A 17,081-nucleotide genomic window follows, 5' to 3' on the forward strand; every position below is an offset into this window, starting at 1 on the left:
ACGCCTCTGCGGAGGCGTATATCTGCTGTGCCTGACCATCCTGACCATCCTGACCATCCTGACCATCCTGACCATCCTGACCATCCTGACCATCCTGACCATCCTGACCATCCTGACCATCCTGGCTCAGCGGTCACGCGTGCCGCGTTGTAACAGGTGCGGAAGGCAAAGATAAGTGCCTGGCCGCTATTATTCCCGCGCGTTAACACAATTATTTATTCACGCTTAAACAATCTGGTGCAAAGTCTTTAATTATTGCAGCTTTGAATATATCAATATCTGGCTTTTCTGCATTAGGGTTACTCCTATTTACCCCGGCAAATAACGAGCATTATAATTCCCACTCTGCCTGTTTAGTCATTAACAGCTAACTAAAAAATAGCGTGCATCCTGAAAGTAAAGAAAAAGCGAAACGCGTAAAGGATTGTTAATTCAGGGCCAGCGCAATATTTTTAAGAGTTTCGCTAGAGTCAGTAGCAAGGGAATAGCGAATAATCGCCAGATAATCCTAAAAGTGTCATTCCCTTTTTTCTTTCCGCTTTAAATTTCTGACCTACACAGCAGGAGTCAAATCATGAGCAACATCAAGTCAGATGAAATATCATGGATCAATACCCTAAAGGGCGCCTGCATACTGCTGGTCGTGCTATATCACACTGTATTGCCCGGCTTTGAAGGCACCCTGAAGTATCTCTCTGCCGGCTGGATACCGGCGGAAATGTGGGTGCAGTTTAATACTGTGCTGTCGCCGTTACGTATGCCCGCCTTTTTCTTCGTATCGGGACTGCTGGCCACCAACGGCATTCTAAACCGCCCCTGGAAGCAGGTCTTTACCAGCCGTATCACCAATCTTTTCTATCTCTACATTCTGTGGGGCTTTATTCAGTGGTGGTCTATTACCGGCATCTCGACTGAAATTACCGGGCAGCGTATTTCTCAAAACCTGAACGCCGCCTATGCCGGTTCGCTGTTTGAATTTTTAAAGCTCACCTTTATGGCGATGAGCACCTCCTGGTATCTTTACGGGCTTGGCTTATATTTCCTCTGCGCCAAAATATTCCGCCAGCATAAAGTGGCCCTGTTAGCGATCGCCGTGATCCTTAATTATCTTGCTGTCGAAAAAATTATTCCCATGTGGGGGCCGCAGAGCGTCGCGCAATATTTTGTGTTCTTCCTGCTGGGCGTATTCTGGAGCCCGGTAATGCTGCGCCTGAGCGAGTGGCGTCGTGAAAACTGGACGCCCTGGGCGATACTGGCGGCGCTTGCTGGCATCCATGTTATTTTCGGCCTCGATAAGAGCCTGTTTATGTGCATCATCGCGGTGCTGGTGAGCGTGGCGGTCTGCCGCTGGCTCAATCAACGCTTCAGCATGCGCTTTATGAACTGGATAGGGCGTAATACGCTACAAATCTACGTCATTCACCGCATTTTCATTGAGTTCTTCGGCATGTCGGCGATTCTGTTCGCCCAGCGCCATCATCTGTTTGAACAGGCCTGGTTCTCCTTTCTGTGGGCCTGCCTCTATCCGGTGGCGATAGTCGGCCTCTGTTCGCTCTGTTCGGTAGCGGTGTGGTCGGTGACCAATCGCGGTCTGGGGCAGTCGCTGTTTATCTTCCCGACGCTGATCGGGCTGAAGCGCGCCCGCTCCACAGCCTGAAAAAAAGCCCCGCGCAGGCGGGGCTGATGTCGAACACAGCGCAGCGGGCCTCAGGCCCGCTGTTGGCTTAACTCTTTACGCGGTTAGCGAAGCTTTTGCGCAGCTTCTGCAGTTTCGGCGGGATCACCGCCATGCAGTAGCCGTTGCGCTGGCCAGCGCCGTCCCAGTAGTCCTGATGGTACGCCTCGGCGGGATACCACTCTTTCAGCGGTTCAATAGTCGTGACCACCGGATCCTGATGGTCCTGCTGCGCGCGCGCAATGGCGGCGACCGCTTCCGCTTCCTGCTCCGGCGTAGCCGGGAAGATGGCAGAACGATATTGCGTGCCGATGTCGTTGCCCTGGCGGTTAAGCTGGGTAGGATCGTGAGTGGCGAAGCTGATATCCAGCAGATCGCCATAGCTCACTTTTTCGGGGTCGAACCCTATGCGAATCGCTTCTGCATGACCGGTCGCGCCGCTGCATACCTGCTCATAGGTCGGGTTTGGGCGCGCACCGCCGGTATAGCCGCTTTCAACCGACTCCACGCCGATCACATCTTTAAAAACCGCTTCGGTACACCAGAAACAGCCGCCTGCGATCACTGCGTATTCGATTGCCATAATGCTTAACTCCTGTCGAGGTCGAGTAAGAGAGAGTAAGGACGGCGGCGATCCTTTTCAACCTGCGCATGGCGAGATTTGTTTGCGAGACGCTAAATCAGCATCTCCGGTTTAAACTGCCCGCTGCGATCGAGCACGCGGTCGCCCATGATGGTAAAGCGGCCCTCGCCGGTATAGTGCAGCGTAGGAGGAAACTCCGGCTCGTCAGAGACATGCGCCTTCACGATTTCGAAAATAAACAGGTTGTAGTTATCCACCATTGAATCGTCATAGAGCTGGCACTCAAAGCTGGCGAAACACTCGTTAATCAGCGGGGCGTTCACTACGCTGGCAGGCCCGGGAGTGAGATCGAAGGCATCGAACTTATCCAGTTTGTCGCCGTGGCTGTTGCCGATAGCGACGACCTTATCAATCAGATCCGCCGAGGGTACGTTCAGCACGCACTGGCCGCTGTCGCGGATCAGCGCATGGCTGTGGTTCATGCTGGAGATCATGCAGCCGACCAGCGACGGCGAAAACTCCAGTACCGTATGCCAGCCGAGGGTCATGATGTCGCTGTGCGTGCCGAACTGCGAGCTGAGCAGCAGCACCGGGCCTGGCTCCAGATATTTGCGCGCCTTGCTGACCGGAAAGGCGGTTTTGTGCAGACGTGGACTCATGGCATTTCCTTGTTTCGGGGCGATGCCATTAAGTGTAGAAGCTACAGGTCGATCACCAGCGCTTTACTGCGGCTGCGCGAACAGCAGAGCGCGATTTGTTGACGCGGCGCAGATTTTTCCTCCTCCGACTGGACGGTGTCGCGGTGGTCCGCCTCGCCTGACAGCACCGGCGTCAGACAGGCACCGCACAGCCCCATTTCGCAGGAGAGCGGCACATCAACGCCATTCTCCAGCAGCACGCGGGCGATAGTCTTATCCGCAGGCACAGGCCAGCTGGCGCCGGTGGAGGCCAGCGTGACGGTAAAGCTCTCGCCGTTTTCCTGCGCGGACGGCGGGAGGGTAGCGCTAAAGGCCTCTGTATGCACCTGCTCTGCGCGCCAGCCAAGCGCCTGCGCCTGCTGTTGCAGATGCGTCATAAAGCCCTGCGGGCCACAGAGATAGAGATGCGCGCCGCTCACAGGCGCGCGCAGCGGCTCGGGCAGGTGCTGGCGCGGGCTCTTGCCCTCGGCGCTGCACAGGATTTCACCATAGCCGTGCCGGAAGGGATGAAGCAGATGGCGCGCCAGGGCGGCGTCCTGGCGTTGCTTCACGTAGTAGTGCAGCGAAAAAGGGACGCCGTCGGCGTCGAGCTGCGCCGCCATCGCCAGCAGCGGCGTCAGGCCGATGCCTGCGGCGATAAGCACCACCCGCTGCGCCGCCACCAGCGGAAAAAGATTGCGCGGCGCGGAAATCGTGAGCCGCTGGCCCAGGCGCAGCTGCTGATGAATATAGCGCGAGCCGCCGCGCGAATCGGCCGCCAGCCCGACGCAGATCAGATAGCGATCCTGGCGCATGGGCGAGCCGGTCAGCGAATATTGCCGCACCATGCCGTTGCCCAGCTGCAGGTCGATATGCGCGCCTGCTTCCCAGCGCGGCAGTGGTTCGCCGTCGTCGCGCACCAGGCTCAGCGCAACGGCATGACGTCCCTGGCGCGACAGACCATCGACAATCACCGTAAAGGTTGTCATCTCATTTACCTCGCTAGACCAGGAAAAATTCGCCGTACCCCTGCTTCTTCAGGCCGCGACGGTAGGCGATAGAGCTGCGATCGGCCGGGATATGCGCCTCCAGCGTCAGATCGAGCGGCAAACGTTCTGGCATCTGCGTCTCCACCATCAGACGATCTTCTTCGAACACGCGGTGGTTAAAGGCGTGTACATCCTCAACCGGTATGTGCAGGTCGAAGTTGCGCGCGATGGGCGCGAACATACGCGTTTTGCGCGCCGAGACTGGCGAGGCGGCATTCATAATGACCAGCCGCGCCGCGTCGGGAAAATGCACCGTCAGCGTGGCGGTAAAGGGCAAATACATCTCAAAATGACGCAGCCACTGAAAGCCTTCCGGCGCCTGCTGATCCGAACCTGCCGCAAAGTTGGATACGGAGCTCCAGTAGTCAACCGCAAAGCCATACTCCGTCTCGACAGGGTTGTAGGGCGGAACTTCCTGGTTGTCTGGGTCGGCGAAGGTTTCGCTGTGCACCCAGGCGAAATGCGCCACGTCGAGAAACCCCTCCACCTGACGTCCGGCAAACCCGGCGACGTCAAAAGGCGGGCAGTTGATCTGCTGGAAGCCAGCGTCGTGCCAGTGCGGCATTTGCGGCAGCGCGTCAGGATTGTCGGCGTCCGGCGCCAGGCAGACCCAGACCAGTCCAAAACGCACCTCTACCGGAAAGCTGATGAGATTGAGTTTGGCGGGCACCGGCTGGCTGGGGCTGGAGGGAATGCGGTTGCAGCGGCCATCCTCGCCGAAGCGGAGACCGTGATAAGGACAGATAATGCCGTGATCGTCGTGAAAGCCGAGCGTCAGCGGCACGCCGCGATGCGGACAAACATCTTTCGCGGCGACGATCTGCTCATTAATGCGATAGAGCACCAGCTGCTCGTCAAGCAGTACCGCTTTCATCGGCGAGGGGCCCACGTCGCAGAGACGCGCCACCGGATGCCAGCAGCGCGCCAGTCGCAACCAGTCGTCGGGTTCAAACGTGCAATGGGCCGGAGGCGCAGGTTGTTTCATGGCGATGACCTTTCTGAAAAGTAAGGGGGCGATGCGATCATTGTGGACAGAGCAGGGTGCAACGATCCATCATCGTTTTTTCAGTCAGGTGTTGCGTTAAACAGTACAGGTTCCCCATGCTTCCCTTTTCACGCTTCTCACACTATTTCCTGGAGCTGGCGCGCAGCGGCAGCTTACGCAAGGCGGCGGAACAGCTGCACGTCTCCGCTTCAGCGATTAACCGGCAGATCCTGCAGGCGGAGGAGGAGCTTGGCATGCGGCTGTTTGAGCGGCTGCCGGACGGTATGCGCCTGACCAGCGCGGGCGAGCTGCTGCTGGACGATCTGCGTCGCTGGCAGCGGGAATATCAGCGTACCCGCCAGCGTTTTGATGAGATACAGGGACTGCGGCGCGGGCACGTCAGTCTCGGCCTGATTCAGGCGCTGAACGAAGGGGCGATTGCCGATGCGCTGTCGCAAATAGCGCAGACGCACCCCTGGCTGCGCCTCGATCTCAGCGTGCATGACAGCGCGCAGATTAGCGAGCAGGTGCGGCTGGCGGAGCTGGATGCCGGGCTGGTGCTGGATCCGCAGGGGCAGGCGGGGTTGAGCGTGATGGCCTTTGCAGAGCTGCCGATTGGCGTCGTGTTGCCCGCCGGGCATGCGCTTAGCGGGCGCGATACGCTCTCTACCGGCCAGCTCAGTGCCGAGCGGCATATTATTCCCGGCCCGCCACTGGTGGTGCATGAGCGAGTTGAGATGCTTTACCGTCGCCATAGTCTGCAGCCGGAAAACGTGATCACCTGTAACGACATTCGCCTGATCAAATCGCTGATCAGGCAGGGCAGCGGCATCAGCATGTTAAGTCTGCTGGACGTGATGGATGAGGTAGAGCGGGGCGTGCTCAGCTTTGTGCCGCTGCGCGACAGTAACGTCAGGCCTCTGACGCTGGCATTATGTTGCGCGCCGGCGCGGCAGCTGTCACGCGCCGCTCAGCAGGTTATCCAGCAGCTGACCGGCGTTATCGAGTCATTGGGCGCGCCGCGCTGAGCGCCAGTATTTGTCTTAAAATCAGCGAATAACGCACTTTTTGTAAATTAACGTAAAGCGGCATCCTGGCAGGTTTAGTGGAAACCGTAATTAGGCTATAAGTCCTCTACCACGCCAACCTGCTTAGGGTTTCACCTTACACGATGATGACTCTGCGACCTCTGCTGACGCTTGTGTTAGCCTCTGCTTTTCTGCTTGGCGGCTGTTCCCGTCATTCTACCGATACATCCGCACAGAACGATACGCAGGTCAGCGATGGGAGCATGGGCGATCAGCCCGATCTCATTCCGGTCGTGGCGGCGTTGCACGATCAGATGCACACCTGGCACGGCACGCAATATCAGTGGGGCGGTACCGAACTTTCCGGCGTCGACTGCTCAGGTTTTGTCTGGCGAACCCTGAAAGACCGCTTCAACCTGCCGATGGATCGCGTTACTACCACGGAACTGTTGAAGATGGGCAAACGCATCGCCCCGCGCGATCTGCAGCCGGGCGATTTGGTTTTTTTCCGCATCAAGGGCGGTATGCATGTCGGCTTCTATGATACTGACCAGCACTTCTTCCATGCTTCGGTCAGTCAGGGGGTCGTGCGTTCAGCGCTCGACAATCCTTACTGGCAAAAAGTCTTTTATCAGGCGCGGCGACTGCCGAAAGAGTATAACGCGCAGATTACCCTCAATAAGGGCAGCGGCTTAGCGCTGGCACGTCAGTAACCGCGCCGTCGCGATGAGCGATTCAGTGGTAAAAAGCCCGCCAACAGGCGGGCTTTTTAATTAGTGGCGAATGGCGCAGCCGCACTGGCCCATTTCGCCCAGTACCGCTTTGCCCTGATGAGAGTGGCGCACGCGCAGTTCGCCGCGACGCCAGGCGCCATCTTCCTCCGTGCGATTAAGCAGCAGGCGATTAAGCGCTTCCGTAACCAGCAACGCGCGCGGCTGCGCCCAGGTGGTCAGATGCCACGTCGATGCGCTCGCCTCGTCGCTGTCGCCGAATCCGACAACGGCGACGTGCGCGCCCTGACCGAAATCGCGCACCGCCTGCAATGCGCCAAACGCCAGCAGATCGTTATCGCAGAACAGCGCCTGAATACGCTCCGCTGCGCGGGCGCGCTTCAGATAGTGCATCATCGCCTGATAGCCGCTGTCGCGGTCATCTCCCGACCCCGCTGCGGTTAAGTGCTGATCCACCGTTTTGCCCGCCGCAGCCAGGGCGCTGCTGAAGCCGTCAATGCGCGCAGGATCGGCGCAGGTCGCCTGTTGCAGATAACCGAAACGCTGGTGGCCCTGCGCCAGCAGAAGCTGACCCATTTCCGCGCCGGCGGCGAAGCCATCCAGATTCAACTCGTCCAGCGCGATAAGCGGAATCTGTCCGGCGGCGGCGCAAAACGCAGCGCTGAAGCGACCGGAAAGGTGAATCGCGGCGCTCAGCAGCGGTGCCAACTGCCGCGCGCGATCGTCCGCTGCGGCGTCGACCAGCAGCGCCGCGCAGCCGCGCGCGTTAAGCTGCCGGTTAACTTCCTGCAGCAGCGCCGCCGTCTGCGGATGGCTGAAATCCGTGCTCAGCACGCCGACTGTTTTACAGGTGTTGTTATACATTCAGAAGACCCTGTTAAGGTGAGTAGAGGTCTCTGTACCATAAAGGAAATCGCCCGGGTTTCACAATGCCTCTGCGCGCGCCAGCTGCAGTTCGCGCATGCCCAGCGTGCGGGTCGCCAGCACCGATTGCTGGGCGAACAGGCTCGCCTGCTCAACGGCTTTATTGAGCGGCACCCCGTCCAGCAGGCCGGCGGTCAGTTCAGCGGTAAAGAGATCGCCGGTGCCTTTGGGCGGGTTGTCGTAATGGGGATGCTCGGTGATAAAGGTCTCTTTCGCCGTCACGCAGAACACCTGCATGCTGCGACGCGCCTCATCGCGCGTGGCGCTGGTCACCACCACCCATTCGGTGCGCGCGCCGAGCAGCGAGCGCGCGGCGTCAATAATCTCCGTGTCGCTCTCCAGCTGCGCGCCGCACAGGCAGCCCAGCTCAAAGCGGTTGGGCGTCAGCCCTGTCGCCAGCGGCGCAAGCTGTTCACGATAGTGCGTCGCCAGCTGCGGATCGACATAGAAACCGCTGTCGTCATCGCCCAGCACCGGATCGATAATCACCGGCATCTGGGGATTTTTCTCGCGCATCAGCCGCAGCCAGCGCGCCAGCGTCACCGCCTTATCGGTCGATTTCAGATAACCCAGCACGACGGCGCGCACGGCGCTGTCGAGGTTGCGCTCCGCCAGCGCGGTCAGGTAGCCCTCGAACCAGGGCTGAGGGATCTCGCCGCCGTAGCAGCTGGCGTAGTGGGGCGTATTGCTCAGCAGCACCGTAGGCACCGCCACCACCTGTAACCCATGGCGACGCAGCGCGGGCACGGCGATGCTGTTGCCGACGCTGCCATAAACAACCTGAGACTGAACAGAGATAACATCGATAATTTCGCCGCCCGCGGCGTCGGATACCTGAAACATACTGCTCTCCTTGTTAGCACTCCATTGCCCCAGTATACAGCGCTTGCAGCGGGTTGCGGCGAGCGCCTGCTTCCTCGGGATGCACGCTTTTTCTGCCGCTTCCCTTAATGCTGACAGCTCGGGTATGACGGGGGATAGCGACAGGGGAAGGGCCGCGGCGAAAACAGGATAATCGGCTGCGGATACGCAAAAAATGCCGCACAACTGGCAAATATGACAAGGCCGACTACACTTAATCGCGACGATGTTTTCAGTCAGGTTGATATGTCTGTGAAGGTTTTAAAACGTAGTGGCGTTCTATCCGAATTTTTTTGCTGGTATCCGCAGTTTTTGCCCTGCACGTTAACCCATGCTCAGCCGTTCCGGCTGTCTGGTCCGCAGACGATCACCCTCGCTAAAACATCTTACTTTCTATGGCGCGTTGACGAGCCAGGCCTCTGACCTGACAAGCCGCGAATCGGACGCGCCCGAATCAACAACAGGAGAAGACACGTGACCCAAGCGGCGAATGAACATGCCTCGCTTCCTGCGCTAAGCGGCGGTCTTTATGCCTTCTTTTTTGACGTAGACGGCACCCTTGCCGCTATTCAGCCGCAGCCTGACGCGGTTTTCATTCCGGAAAACGTACGTCAGCAGCTGCAACAGCTGTCATCCCTTTGTCACGGCGCGCTGGCGCTGGTATCGGGCCGGCCGATTGCGCAGCTCGACGCGCTGGCCGCGCCCCTTATCGCGCCCGCTGCAGGCGTACACGGCGCTGAGCGTCGCGATGCGCAGGGCGAGCTGCACCAAATCAGTCTGGAGCCGGAAGTCGCCGAGGCGTTGCAGCAGCAGTTGCAAGAGGCGATGGCGCGCTGGCCAGGCACACTACTCGAGGCTAAGGGTATGGCCTTCGCGCTGCATTACCGTCAGGCGATGCAGCATGAGCAGGATGTACTCGACCTGGCCGAACAGGTCGTGAAGCGCTTCCCGGCACTGACGCTTCAGCCGGGAAAATGCGTCGTGGAGATAAAACCGCAGGGAGTAGATAAAGGCGAAGCCGTACGCGCCTTTATGCGCGAAGCGCCTTTTACCGGTCGAATCCCGGTATTTGTCGGAGACGATCTGACGGATGAGAAAGGATTCATCGCTGTAAACGCCATGCAGGGCATTTCCGTAAAGGTTGGACAAGGTTCCAGTCAGGCACGCTATCGACTGTCAGACGTCGAGGCGGTTTATGCGTGGCTGGAGCGATTACTATTACAAATAAAACAAGACAACGTCGGTAAGGAGTAAAGGTTATGGGTCGTTTAGTGGTCGTATCTAACCGAGTAGCCATTCCTGATGGGAAAAAAGCCAGCGCAGGCGGCCTCGCCGTCGGCATTCTTGACGCGCTCAAAACCACCGGAGGATTGTGGTTTGGCTGGAACGGGGAAATCAGCGAATTTTCCGGAGAAGAGGAAGACGAACTTGTACAGGCAGAACATGACGGCATCTCCTACGCCGCGCTGCCGCTGAGCCAGAACGATTACGATCTCTACTACTGTCAGTTCTCCAATACCGTAATCTGGCCCGCGTTCCACTACCGTCTCGATCTGGTGCAGTTCCAGCGCGAAGCCTGGGACGGCTACTGCCGCGTCAATGAGATGCTGGCACAGCGCCTGAAGCCGCTGATTAAGCCGGACGACACCCTGTGGATCCACGATTATCATCTGCTGCCGTTCGCTGCTGCGCTGCGTAAGCAGGGCATTAATAACCGCATTGGCTTCTTCCTGCACATTCCGTTCCCAACGCCGGAAATTTTCAACGCGCTGCCTCCGCATAAAGAGCTGCTCGAGATGCTGTGCGAATACGATTTGCTGGGTTTCCAGACAGAATCGGATCGTGTGGCTTTCCTCGACTGTCTGAGCCAGCTGACGCAGCTGCAGAATAAAGGCGAGAAGAAGCACCGCGCCTTCGGCAATACCTTTATGACCGAGGTCTATCCTATCGGTATCGAGCCGGACAGCATCAAAGAGATGGCCGAAGGTCCGCTGCCGCCCAAAATGGCGGCGATGAAACGCGAACTGGGCGATGCGAAAAATATCATTGCCTGTGAGCGCCTCGACTATTCGAAAGGGCTGCCGGAGCGTTTCCTGGCGTATGAAGCGCTGCTGGAAAACTTCCCGGAGCATCGCGGCAAAATCCGCTATTCGCAGATTGCGCCGACCTCGCGCGGAGATGTGCAGGCCTATCAGGATATTCGTCATCAGCTGGAAACCGAGGCGGGGCGCATCAACGGTAAGTTCGGCACGCTGGGCTGGACGCCGCTCTACTACCTCAATCAGCACTTTGACCGTCGTTTGCTGATGAAGATCTTCCGCCTGACCGACGTCGGGCTGGTAACGCCGTTGCGCGACGGCATGAATCTGGTGGCGAAAGAGTATATCGCCGCGCAGGACCCGGACGATCCGGGCGTGCTGGTTCTGTCGCGTTTTGCCGGTGCCGCCAACGAGCTGACTTCGGCGCTGATCGTCAACCCATACGATCGCGACGAAGTGGCAGCGGCCTTGAATAAGGCGCTGACCATGCCGCGTACAGAGCGTATTTCGCGCTACAACGACATGATGGCGGTTCTGCGTAAGAATGATATTACGCACTGGCGTGAGAGCTTCCTGAAAGATTTGTGGGCTATTCCGCCGCGTAGCGAAGATCACAGTACAGTCAATAAAGTGGCGACCTTCCCTAAACTCGCCTGATTGTCACGGCGGCCTGTCGATACGGGCCGCCGTTTGTTCTTTATCCCGTTACCGCCTCATTCTCTCCAGCCTCGCTAAAGCATCCCTTTATCGCTAAACCCCGACACAGAGCGGCATTTGTTGCTTTATCCATCATTCATGCAAAAAAACGCTTTTTTTGTACACGCAGGCCTAAAGTCTGGCGGCGAGATGCCGATAGTTGGAAGTCATAAAAGTGTCAAATCCGCCATTCATTCATATCTCTAATGTAACCCCTTGTTACATCTACTGTCCCCGGCTTTACGTCCATTGTTAAGCGTTAACGATTCGTTGCTGAAATGCGCCGGTTCTTCGCTGCCTCTCTTTACGCTTCGTTTACTCACCACAGGAAATATTTGCCCTAAGTGATTAATTTTCAAATAGTTGGTGACCGCCTTTTTTAGAGTTTTGTGCTGCCGTATAGGCTCGGTCTGGCTGCTTATAGGGTGGTAAGCGCAATGTTAAAGATAATAGATCGTCTGAGCCACCACCCAGGGGATACATTCTGTTCATAAGGGGAATAAGCCCATTTCTAGGACGAAATATAAGTGAAATAAAGCAAAATTGAACAAAAAACAGACAAAGTAAAAGCGGAACTGAAGGGTTGGGGAAAAAATTTGCCTTAAAAGTGTGATGTAGATCACGCTTTATCTAAAATTTCACATTCCTGTCGTTGTATGTGCAAATCAGACGGGATAGATTTGCGTTGTTTTAGGAATAGTCTTAAAGAAATGTAAAGAGACGTCACGGAAGAGCGCAATAATTTAAAAAAGAATGGCCCTGGGGTTTTGACTAACGCTGTAAATATGTCGCTAAAGACATAAAGCAGACTTCAGAGTACGTTTGGTTTTTGGCTGTAAATTTTTGCCATCTTTAGATTTAACAACCAGCAACCCGAAGCGCAGAGGGTTTTTTCTGCGATGCTCTAACGTCGCGTCTGTCAGGATGGAAAAAATGGGTACATCTGATTTACTTAAACATATTTATGATATCAACCTGTCTTATTTACTGCTTGCACAGCGATTAATTAACCAGGAAAAAGCTTCTGCAATGTTTCGCCTCGGAATTGATGAAGAGATGGCTAACGCATTGTCGCAATTAACTCTGCCTGAAATGGTAAAGTTAGCGGAAACCAACCAGTTGGTTTGTCAGTTTCGCTTTAACGATCACAACATTATTAATCGACTGACGCAGGAATCCCGCGTGGATGATTTACAACAAATCCACACCGGAATTTTATTATCCAGCCGTTTGCTGCGTAATGTTTCTAAAGAAGAAGCGCCGGCGAAAAAGAGGGCGATGTAAATGTCAGAGAAAAGCATTGTCCAGGAAGCGCGCGATATTCAGCTCGCCATGGAATTAATTTCGCTGGGCGCACGTTTGCAAATGCTGGAAAGCGAAACTCAGTTAAGCCGTGGCCGTCTGATTAAACTTTATAAAGAGCTGCGCGGCAGCCCGCCGCCGAAAGGCATGCTGCCGTTCTCTACCGACTGGTTTATGACGTGGGAGCAAAATATTCACGCTTCTATGTTCTGCAACGCCTGGCAGTTTATGCTGAAAACAGGCATGGCAACCGGCGTCGATGCGGTGATTAAAGCTTACCGCCTCTATCTTGAGCAGTGTCCGCAATCGGACGAGGGCCCGCTGTTGGCGCTGACGCGCGCCTGGACCCTGGTGCGATTCGTTGAAAGTGGCATGCTGGAACTGGATGACTGCAAAAGCTGCAAAGGCAGTTTTATCAATCATGCGCATCAGCCGGTCGGCAGCTTTGTCTGCAGCCTGTGCCAGCCGCCATCACGTGCGGTAAAAAGACGTAAACTTTCTGCAGATTCTGCCGATACCTTTCCACAACTGCTGGATGAACAGGTTAAACACGCCGTTTAAGTTTGTTCGCATCGTGGAAAGTCATCCAGCAGCGGGTATCCCCCGCTGCTTTTTTTTTGCCCACGATTTGAATAACGCCTGCGGCTCTCTGGCTTAACTTCCACCAACACGTTACGGACGTAAGGATGTTTTTGTGCTGATCTTATTGGGTTATATCGTTGTTGTCGCATCCGTGTTGGGCGGATATATGTTGGTGGGCGGCCATCTCGGCGCGCTTTATCAGCCTTCCGAGCTGTTAATTATCGGCGGTGCTGCTGCTGGCGCTTTTTTAGTCGGCAATAACGGCAAGTCAATTAAAAAGACATTAAAATCGCTGCCGAAGCTGATGCGCGGCTCGAAATACAACAAAGCTCTCTATATGGATTTGATGGCGCTGCTTTATCGCCTGATGGCCAAATCGCGCCAGCAAGGCATGCTGTCGCTGGAGCGCGATATTGAAGATCCGGCACAAAGCGAAATCTTTGCTAATTATCCGCGTATTCTCGCCGATAAACAGCTAGTGGATTTTATTACCGATTATTTGCGTCTGATGGTCAGCGGCAACATGAACGCCTTTGAGATTGAGGCGCTGATGGATGAAGAGATCGAGACCTACGAACACGAATGCGAAGCGCCAGCGCAAAGTTTAGCTGCGGTTGGCGACGGTCTGCCCGCCTTCGGCATCGTGGCGGCGGTCATGGGCGTGGTGCACGCGCTGGCCTCCGCCGATCGTCCGGCCGCTGAGCTGGGCGCGCTGGTAGCGCACGCGATGGTCGGGACATTCCTCGGCATCCTGCTGGCGTACGGCTTTATTTCGCCGCTGGCGTCGGTACTGCGCCAGAAGTGCGCTGAGACCACCAAGATGATGCAGTGCATTAAGGTCACGCTGCTCTCCAGCCTCAATGGCTATGCGCCGCAGATTGCGGTGGAGTTTGGTCGTAAGACGCTTTATTCCACCGAGCGCCCGTCATTCAGCGAACTGGAAGAGCACGTACGCAACGCAAAAAATCCGGCTAAACAGACTTCGGACGAAAATGCATGAAGCACGGCAACCGCCCCATAGTGGTGATCAAAAAGCGCAAGCATAAAGGCCACGAAGGCGGCCATGGCTCGTGGAAGATCGCCTACGCCGACTTTATGACGGCGATGATGGCCTTCTTTATGGTGATGTGGCTGATCTCCATCTCCAGTCCGCAGGAGCTGGTGCAGATTGCCGAATATTTTAAAACGCCGCTGAAGGTCGCGCTGACCGGCGGCAAGCGCAGTAGCGACAGCGACAGCCCAATCCCGGGCGGCGGCGATGACGCCACCCGTATCCAGGGCGAAGTAAAAAAGGTCGTCAATATGGATGAGCAGAAGCGCAAGCTGGATGACATTCGCCTGAATCGCCTGCGTGAAAAGCTGGATCAGTTGATTGAGGCGGACCCGCGTCTGAAGGCGCTGCGCCCGCATCTGATTATTAACATGGTGGACGAGGGGCTGCGCATCCAGATTATCGACAGCCAGAACCGGCCGATGTTTAAGACCGGCAGCGCGGAAGTCGAACCCTATATGCGCGATATCCTGCGCGGCATCGCGCCGCTGCTAAACGATATTCCCAACCGCATCAGCCTGGCGGGCCATACCGACGATTTTCAGTACGCGAATGGCGACCGCGGCTACAGCAACTGGGAGCTTTCAGCCGATCGCGCCAACGCCTCGCGCCGCGAACTGGTGCTGGGCGGCCTCGACGGCGGCAAAGTGCTGCGCGTGGTGGGCATGGCCGACACCATGAAACTGAAAAACCGCGGCGGCAACGATGCCGTTAACCGCCGCATCAGCCTGCTGGTGTTGAACCACGACACTGAAGCAGCAATTGAAAAAGAGAACGCCGAGAGCGACGCCGTACAGGTGAGCGATCCGGCGGCCATTGAAAAGATTACCGCGCCGCCTGTGCCGCAAAGCAGCAGCCCGGTAAACACAGCAGCCCCCTCACAGCCGAGGTGATCCCGTGAGCATGGACATCAGCGATTTTTACCAGACGTTTTTCGATGAGGCCGATGAGCTATTAGCTGATATGGAGCAGCATCTGCTGGGGCTCGATCCCCAGGAGCCAGACTCCGAGCAGCTTAATGCCATCTTCCGCGCCGCCCACTCGATAAAGGGCGGAGCCGGAACCTTCGGTTTTACGGTATTACAGGAAACCACCCACATTCTGGAAAACATTCTGGATGGTGCTCGTCGCGGCGAGATGCAGCTCAGCACCGACATCATCAACCTGTTTTTGGAAACTAAAGATATTATGCAGGAACAGCTCGATGCCTATAAAACCGCGCAGGAGCCGAACGCGGAAAGCTTTAACTACATCTGCGAAGCGCTGCGCCAGCTGGCGTTAGAAGCGAAAGGCCTGCCGGTCGCGGCACCTGCCACCGCGCCTGCTGCAGCTGCCGCGCCAGAAGCGCCGGCCAGCAGCGGCCTGCGCGTGCAGCTGGTCAACCTCAAAGAGAAAGAGGTCGACCTGATGCTGGAAGAGCTGAGTAATCTCGGCAGCTTAAGCAACGTGGTGAAGGGCAACGACTCTCTCGAAGCGACTATCGACGGCGTCGGTAAAGACGACATCGTGGCGGTACTTTGCTTCGTTATCGAAGAAGGGCAGATCCGCTTCCCGCAAGCGGACGCCGCTGAAGCCGCGCCGGTCGCCGAACCTGCGCCGGTCGCTCCTGCGCCGGTCGTTGAAGCCGCGCCGGTTCAGAGCGCCAGCGTCAGCGAACTGCCGGTTGCCAAGCGCGAAGCCAAACGCGCCGCCGCGCCAGCGAAAAGCAGCGAATCGAGCAGCATCCGCGTCGCAGTGGAAAAGGTTGATCAGCTGATTAACCTGGTCGGCGAACTGGTTATTACCCAGTCAATGCTGGCGCAGCGCTCCGGCGAACTCGATCCGGTCGCTCACGGCGATCTGCTGAACAGCATGGGCCAGCTGGAGCGCAACGCGCGCGATCTGCAGGAATCGGTCATGTCGATTCGTATGATGCCGATGGAGTATGTATTCAGCCGCTTCCCGCGTCTGGTGCGCGATCTGGCGAGCAAGCTGGGCAAAGAGGTGGAACTGACGCTGCTTGGCAGCTCGACCGAACTCGATAAGAGCCTGATCGAACGTATTATCGACCCCTTAACGCACCTGGTGCGCAACAGTCTGGATCACGGCATCGAGTCGCCGGAAAAACGTCTGGCGGCGGGCAAAGTGGCGACCGGTAATCTGACGCTGTCGGCGGAACATCAGGGCGGCAACATCTGTATCGAAGTCTCTGACGACGGCGCTGGCCTGAACCGCGAGCGCATCCTCGCCAAAGCGCTCTCGTCTGGCCTGCCGGTCAGCGAAAACATGAGCGACGAAGAGGTCGGCATGCTGATCTTCGCGCCGGGCTTCTCAACCGCTGAACAGGTTACCGACGTATCGGGCCGCGGCGTTGGTATGGATGTGGTAAAGCGAAACATTCAGGAGATGGGCGGCCATGTGGAAATTGCCTCGAAGCAGGGCAAAGGCACTACTATCCGTATCCTGCTGCCGCTGACGCTGGCGATCCTCGACGGTATGTCAGTACGCGTCGCGGACGAAGTCTTTATCCTGCCGCTCAACGCGGTAATGGAATCTCTGCAGCCGCGCAGCGAAGAGCTGAAGCCGCTGGCGGGCGGCGAGTGCGTGCTGGAAGTGCGCGGCGAATACCTGCCGCTGGTCGAGCTGTGGAATGTGTTTGACGTCCAGGGCGCGAAAACCGAAGCGACGCAGGGTATCGTCGTTATTCTGCAGAGCGCGGGCAAGCGTTACGCGCTGCTGGTCGATCAGCTCATTGGCCAGCACCAGGTCGTCGTGAAAAACCTGGAGAGCAACTATCGCAAGGTGCCTGGCATCTCCGCCGCCACCATCCTCGGCGACGGCAGCGTCGCGCTGATCGTTGACGTGTCGGCGCTGCAATCGCTCAACCGTGAAAAACGTGTGGCCGGCGCGGCCGCCTGA

17 protein-coding genes are annotated in these 17,081 nt (G+C 57.0%); 11 read left to right on the forward strand and 6 right to left on the reverse strand.

From position 1 onward, the window contains the following. The first annotated feature begins 27 nt into the window (after nt 1-27). Both D7S44_RS23990 and D7S44_RS08220 read left to right on the forward strand, forming a co-directional pair. A complete protein-coding gene (locus D7S44_RS23990) occupies nt 28-153 on the forward strand; it encodes a hypothetical protein (protein WP_272867889.1) in 126 nt (41 codons plus the stop codon). Between the two features lie 421 nt (nt 154-574). Then, entirely contained in the window at nt 575-1,657 is a 1,083-nt protein-coding gene (locus D7S44_RS08220; RefSeq protein WP_120453769.1) for an acyltransferase family protein, read from the forward strand. Between the two features lie 67 nt (nt 1,658-1,724). On the opposite strand, the gene msrA is transcribed toward D7S44_RS08220, so the two are convergent. From msrA to hpxD, 4 genes are all read right to left on the reverse strand, one after another. After that, nucleotides 1,725-2,258 (reverse strand): peptide-methionine (S)-S-oxide reductase MsrA, encoded by a 534-nt coding sequence (gene msrA, locus D7S44_RS08225; RefSeq protein ID WP_120453771.1) that lies wholly within the window; start codon nt 2,256-2,258, stop codon nt 1,725-1,727. Nucleotides 2,259-2,350: 92 nt separating this feature from the next. Further along, nucleotides 2,351-2,917, reverse strand: coding sequence for a flavin reductase family protein (locus D7S44_RS08230; protein ID WP_167456961.1), 567 nt, complete (start codon nt 2,915-2,917; stop codon nt 2,351-2,353). A gap of 41 nt (nt 2,918-2,958) precedes the next feature. Next, complete coding sequence (locus D7S44_RS08235) at nt 2,959-3,924, reverse strand: PDR/VanB family oxidoreductase (RefSeq protein ID WP_120453773.1); 966 nt, start codon at nt 3,922-3,924, stop codon at nt 2,959-2,961. A gap of 13 nt (nt 3,925-3,937) precedes the next feature. Continuing rightward, nucleotides 3,938-4,969 (reverse strand): molybdenum cofactor-independent xanthine hydroxylase subunit HpxD, encoded by a 1,032-nt coding sequence (gene hpxD / locus D7S44_RS08240; RefSeq protein ID WP_120453775.1) that lies wholly within the window; start codon nt 4,967-4,969, stop codon nt 3,938-3,940. A 116-nt stretch (nt 4,970-5,085) separates the two neighbouring features. On the opposite strand from hpxD, the gene D7S44_RS08245 reads away from it, so the two are divergent. Both D7S44_RS08245 and D7S44_RS08250 read left to right on the forward strand, forming a co-directional pair. Then, nucleotides 5,086-5,997, forward strand: a complete 912-nt coding sequence (locus tag D7S44_RS08245) for a LysR family transcriptional regulator (RefSeq protein ID WP_120453776.1) — start codon at nt 5,086-5,088, stop codon at nt 5,995-5,997. Nucleotides 5,998-6,149: 152 nt separating this feature from the next. After that, nucleotides 6,150-6,710, forward strand: a complete 561-nt coding sequence (locus D7S44_RS08250; protein WP_371315478.1) for an NlpC/P60 family protein — start codon at nt 6,150-6,152, stop codon at nt 6,708-6,710. A gap of 60 nt (nt 6,711-6,770) precedes the next feature. On the opposite strand, the gene D7S44_RS08255 is transcribed toward D7S44_RS08250, so the two are convergent. Beyond that, nucleotides 6,771-7,592: a substrate-binding domain-containing protein gene (locus D7S44_RS08255; protein WP_120453778.1), complete on the reverse strand. Its 822-nt coding sequence runs from the start codon at nt 7,590-7,592 to the stop codon at nt 6,771-6,773. 60 nt (nt 7,593-7,652) lie between these two features. After that, on the reverse strand, nt 7,653-8,495 hold the full coding sequence (pdxK, locus tag D7S44_RS08260; protein ID WP_120453779.1) for a pyridoxine/pyridoxal/pyridoxamine kinase: 843 nt from the start codon (nt 8,493-8,495) through the stop codon (nt 7,653-7,655). A gap of 492 nt (nt 8,496-8,987) precedes the next feature. On the opposite strand from pdxK, the gene otsB reads away from it, so the two are divergent. From otsB to cheA, 7 genes are all read left to right on the forward strand, one after another. Beyond that, the gene (gene otsB / locus D7S44_RS08265) at nt 8,988-9,767 is read left to right on the forward strand and encodes a trehalose-phosphatase (RefSeq protein WP_120453781.1); all 780 of its coding nucleotides are present in this window, start codon (nt 8,988-8,990) and stop codon (nt 9,765-9,767) included. A 5-nt stretch (nt 9,768-9,772) separates the two neighbouring features. Further along, a complete protein-coding gene (gene otsA, locus D7S44_RS08270; protein WP_120453783.1) occupies nt 9,773-11,209 on the forward strand; it encodes an alpha,alpha-trehalose-phosphate synthase in 1,437 nt (478 codons plus the stop codon). A gap of 972 nt (nt 11,210-12,181) precedes the next feature. Further along, entirely contained in the window at nt 12,182-12,532 is a 351-nt protein-coding gene (gene flhD / locus D7S44_RS08275) for a flagellar transcriptional regulator FlhD (RefSeq protein ID WP_120453785.1), read from the forward strand. Then, nucleotides 12,533-13,111 carry a flagellar transcriptional regulator FlhC gene (gene flhC, locus D7S44_RS08280; protein WP_120453787.1) on the forward strand — a complete coding sequence of 193 codons (579 nt, stop codon included), beginning with the start codon at nt 12,533-12,535 and terminating at the stop codon, nt 13,109-13,111. It abuts the gene before it with no gap. Nucleotides 13,112-13,244: 133 nt separating this feature from the next. After that, nucleotides 13,245-14,132 (forward strand): flagellar motor stator protein MotA, encoded by an 888-nt coding sequence (gene motA, locus D7S44_RS08285; RefSeq protein WP_120453789.1) that lies wholly within the window; start codon nt 13,245-13,247, stop codon nt 14,130-14,132. Next, the gene (gene motB, locus D7S44_RS08290) at nt 14,129-15,076 is read left to right on the forward strand and encodes a flagellar motor protein MotB (protein WP_120453791.1); all 948 of its coding nucleotides are present in this window, start codon (nt 14,129-14,131) and stop codon (nt 15,074-15,076) included. The genes motA and motB overlap by 4 nt, the downstream gene beginning before the upstream one ends. A 10-nt stretch (nt 15,077-15,086) precedes the next feature. Beyond that, nucleotides 15,087-17,081 (forward strand): chemotaxis protein CheA, encoded by a 1,995-nt coding sequence (gene cheA, locus D7S44_RS08295; RefSeq protein WP_179256401.1) that lies wholly within the window; start codon nt 15,087-15,089, stop codon nt 17,079-17,081.

Source organism: Pantoea piersonii (assembly GCF_003612015.1).
Classification (GTDB): domain Bacteria; phylum Pseudomonadota; class Gammaproteobacteria; order Enterobacterales; family Enterobacteriaceae; genus Pantoea; species Pantoea piersonii.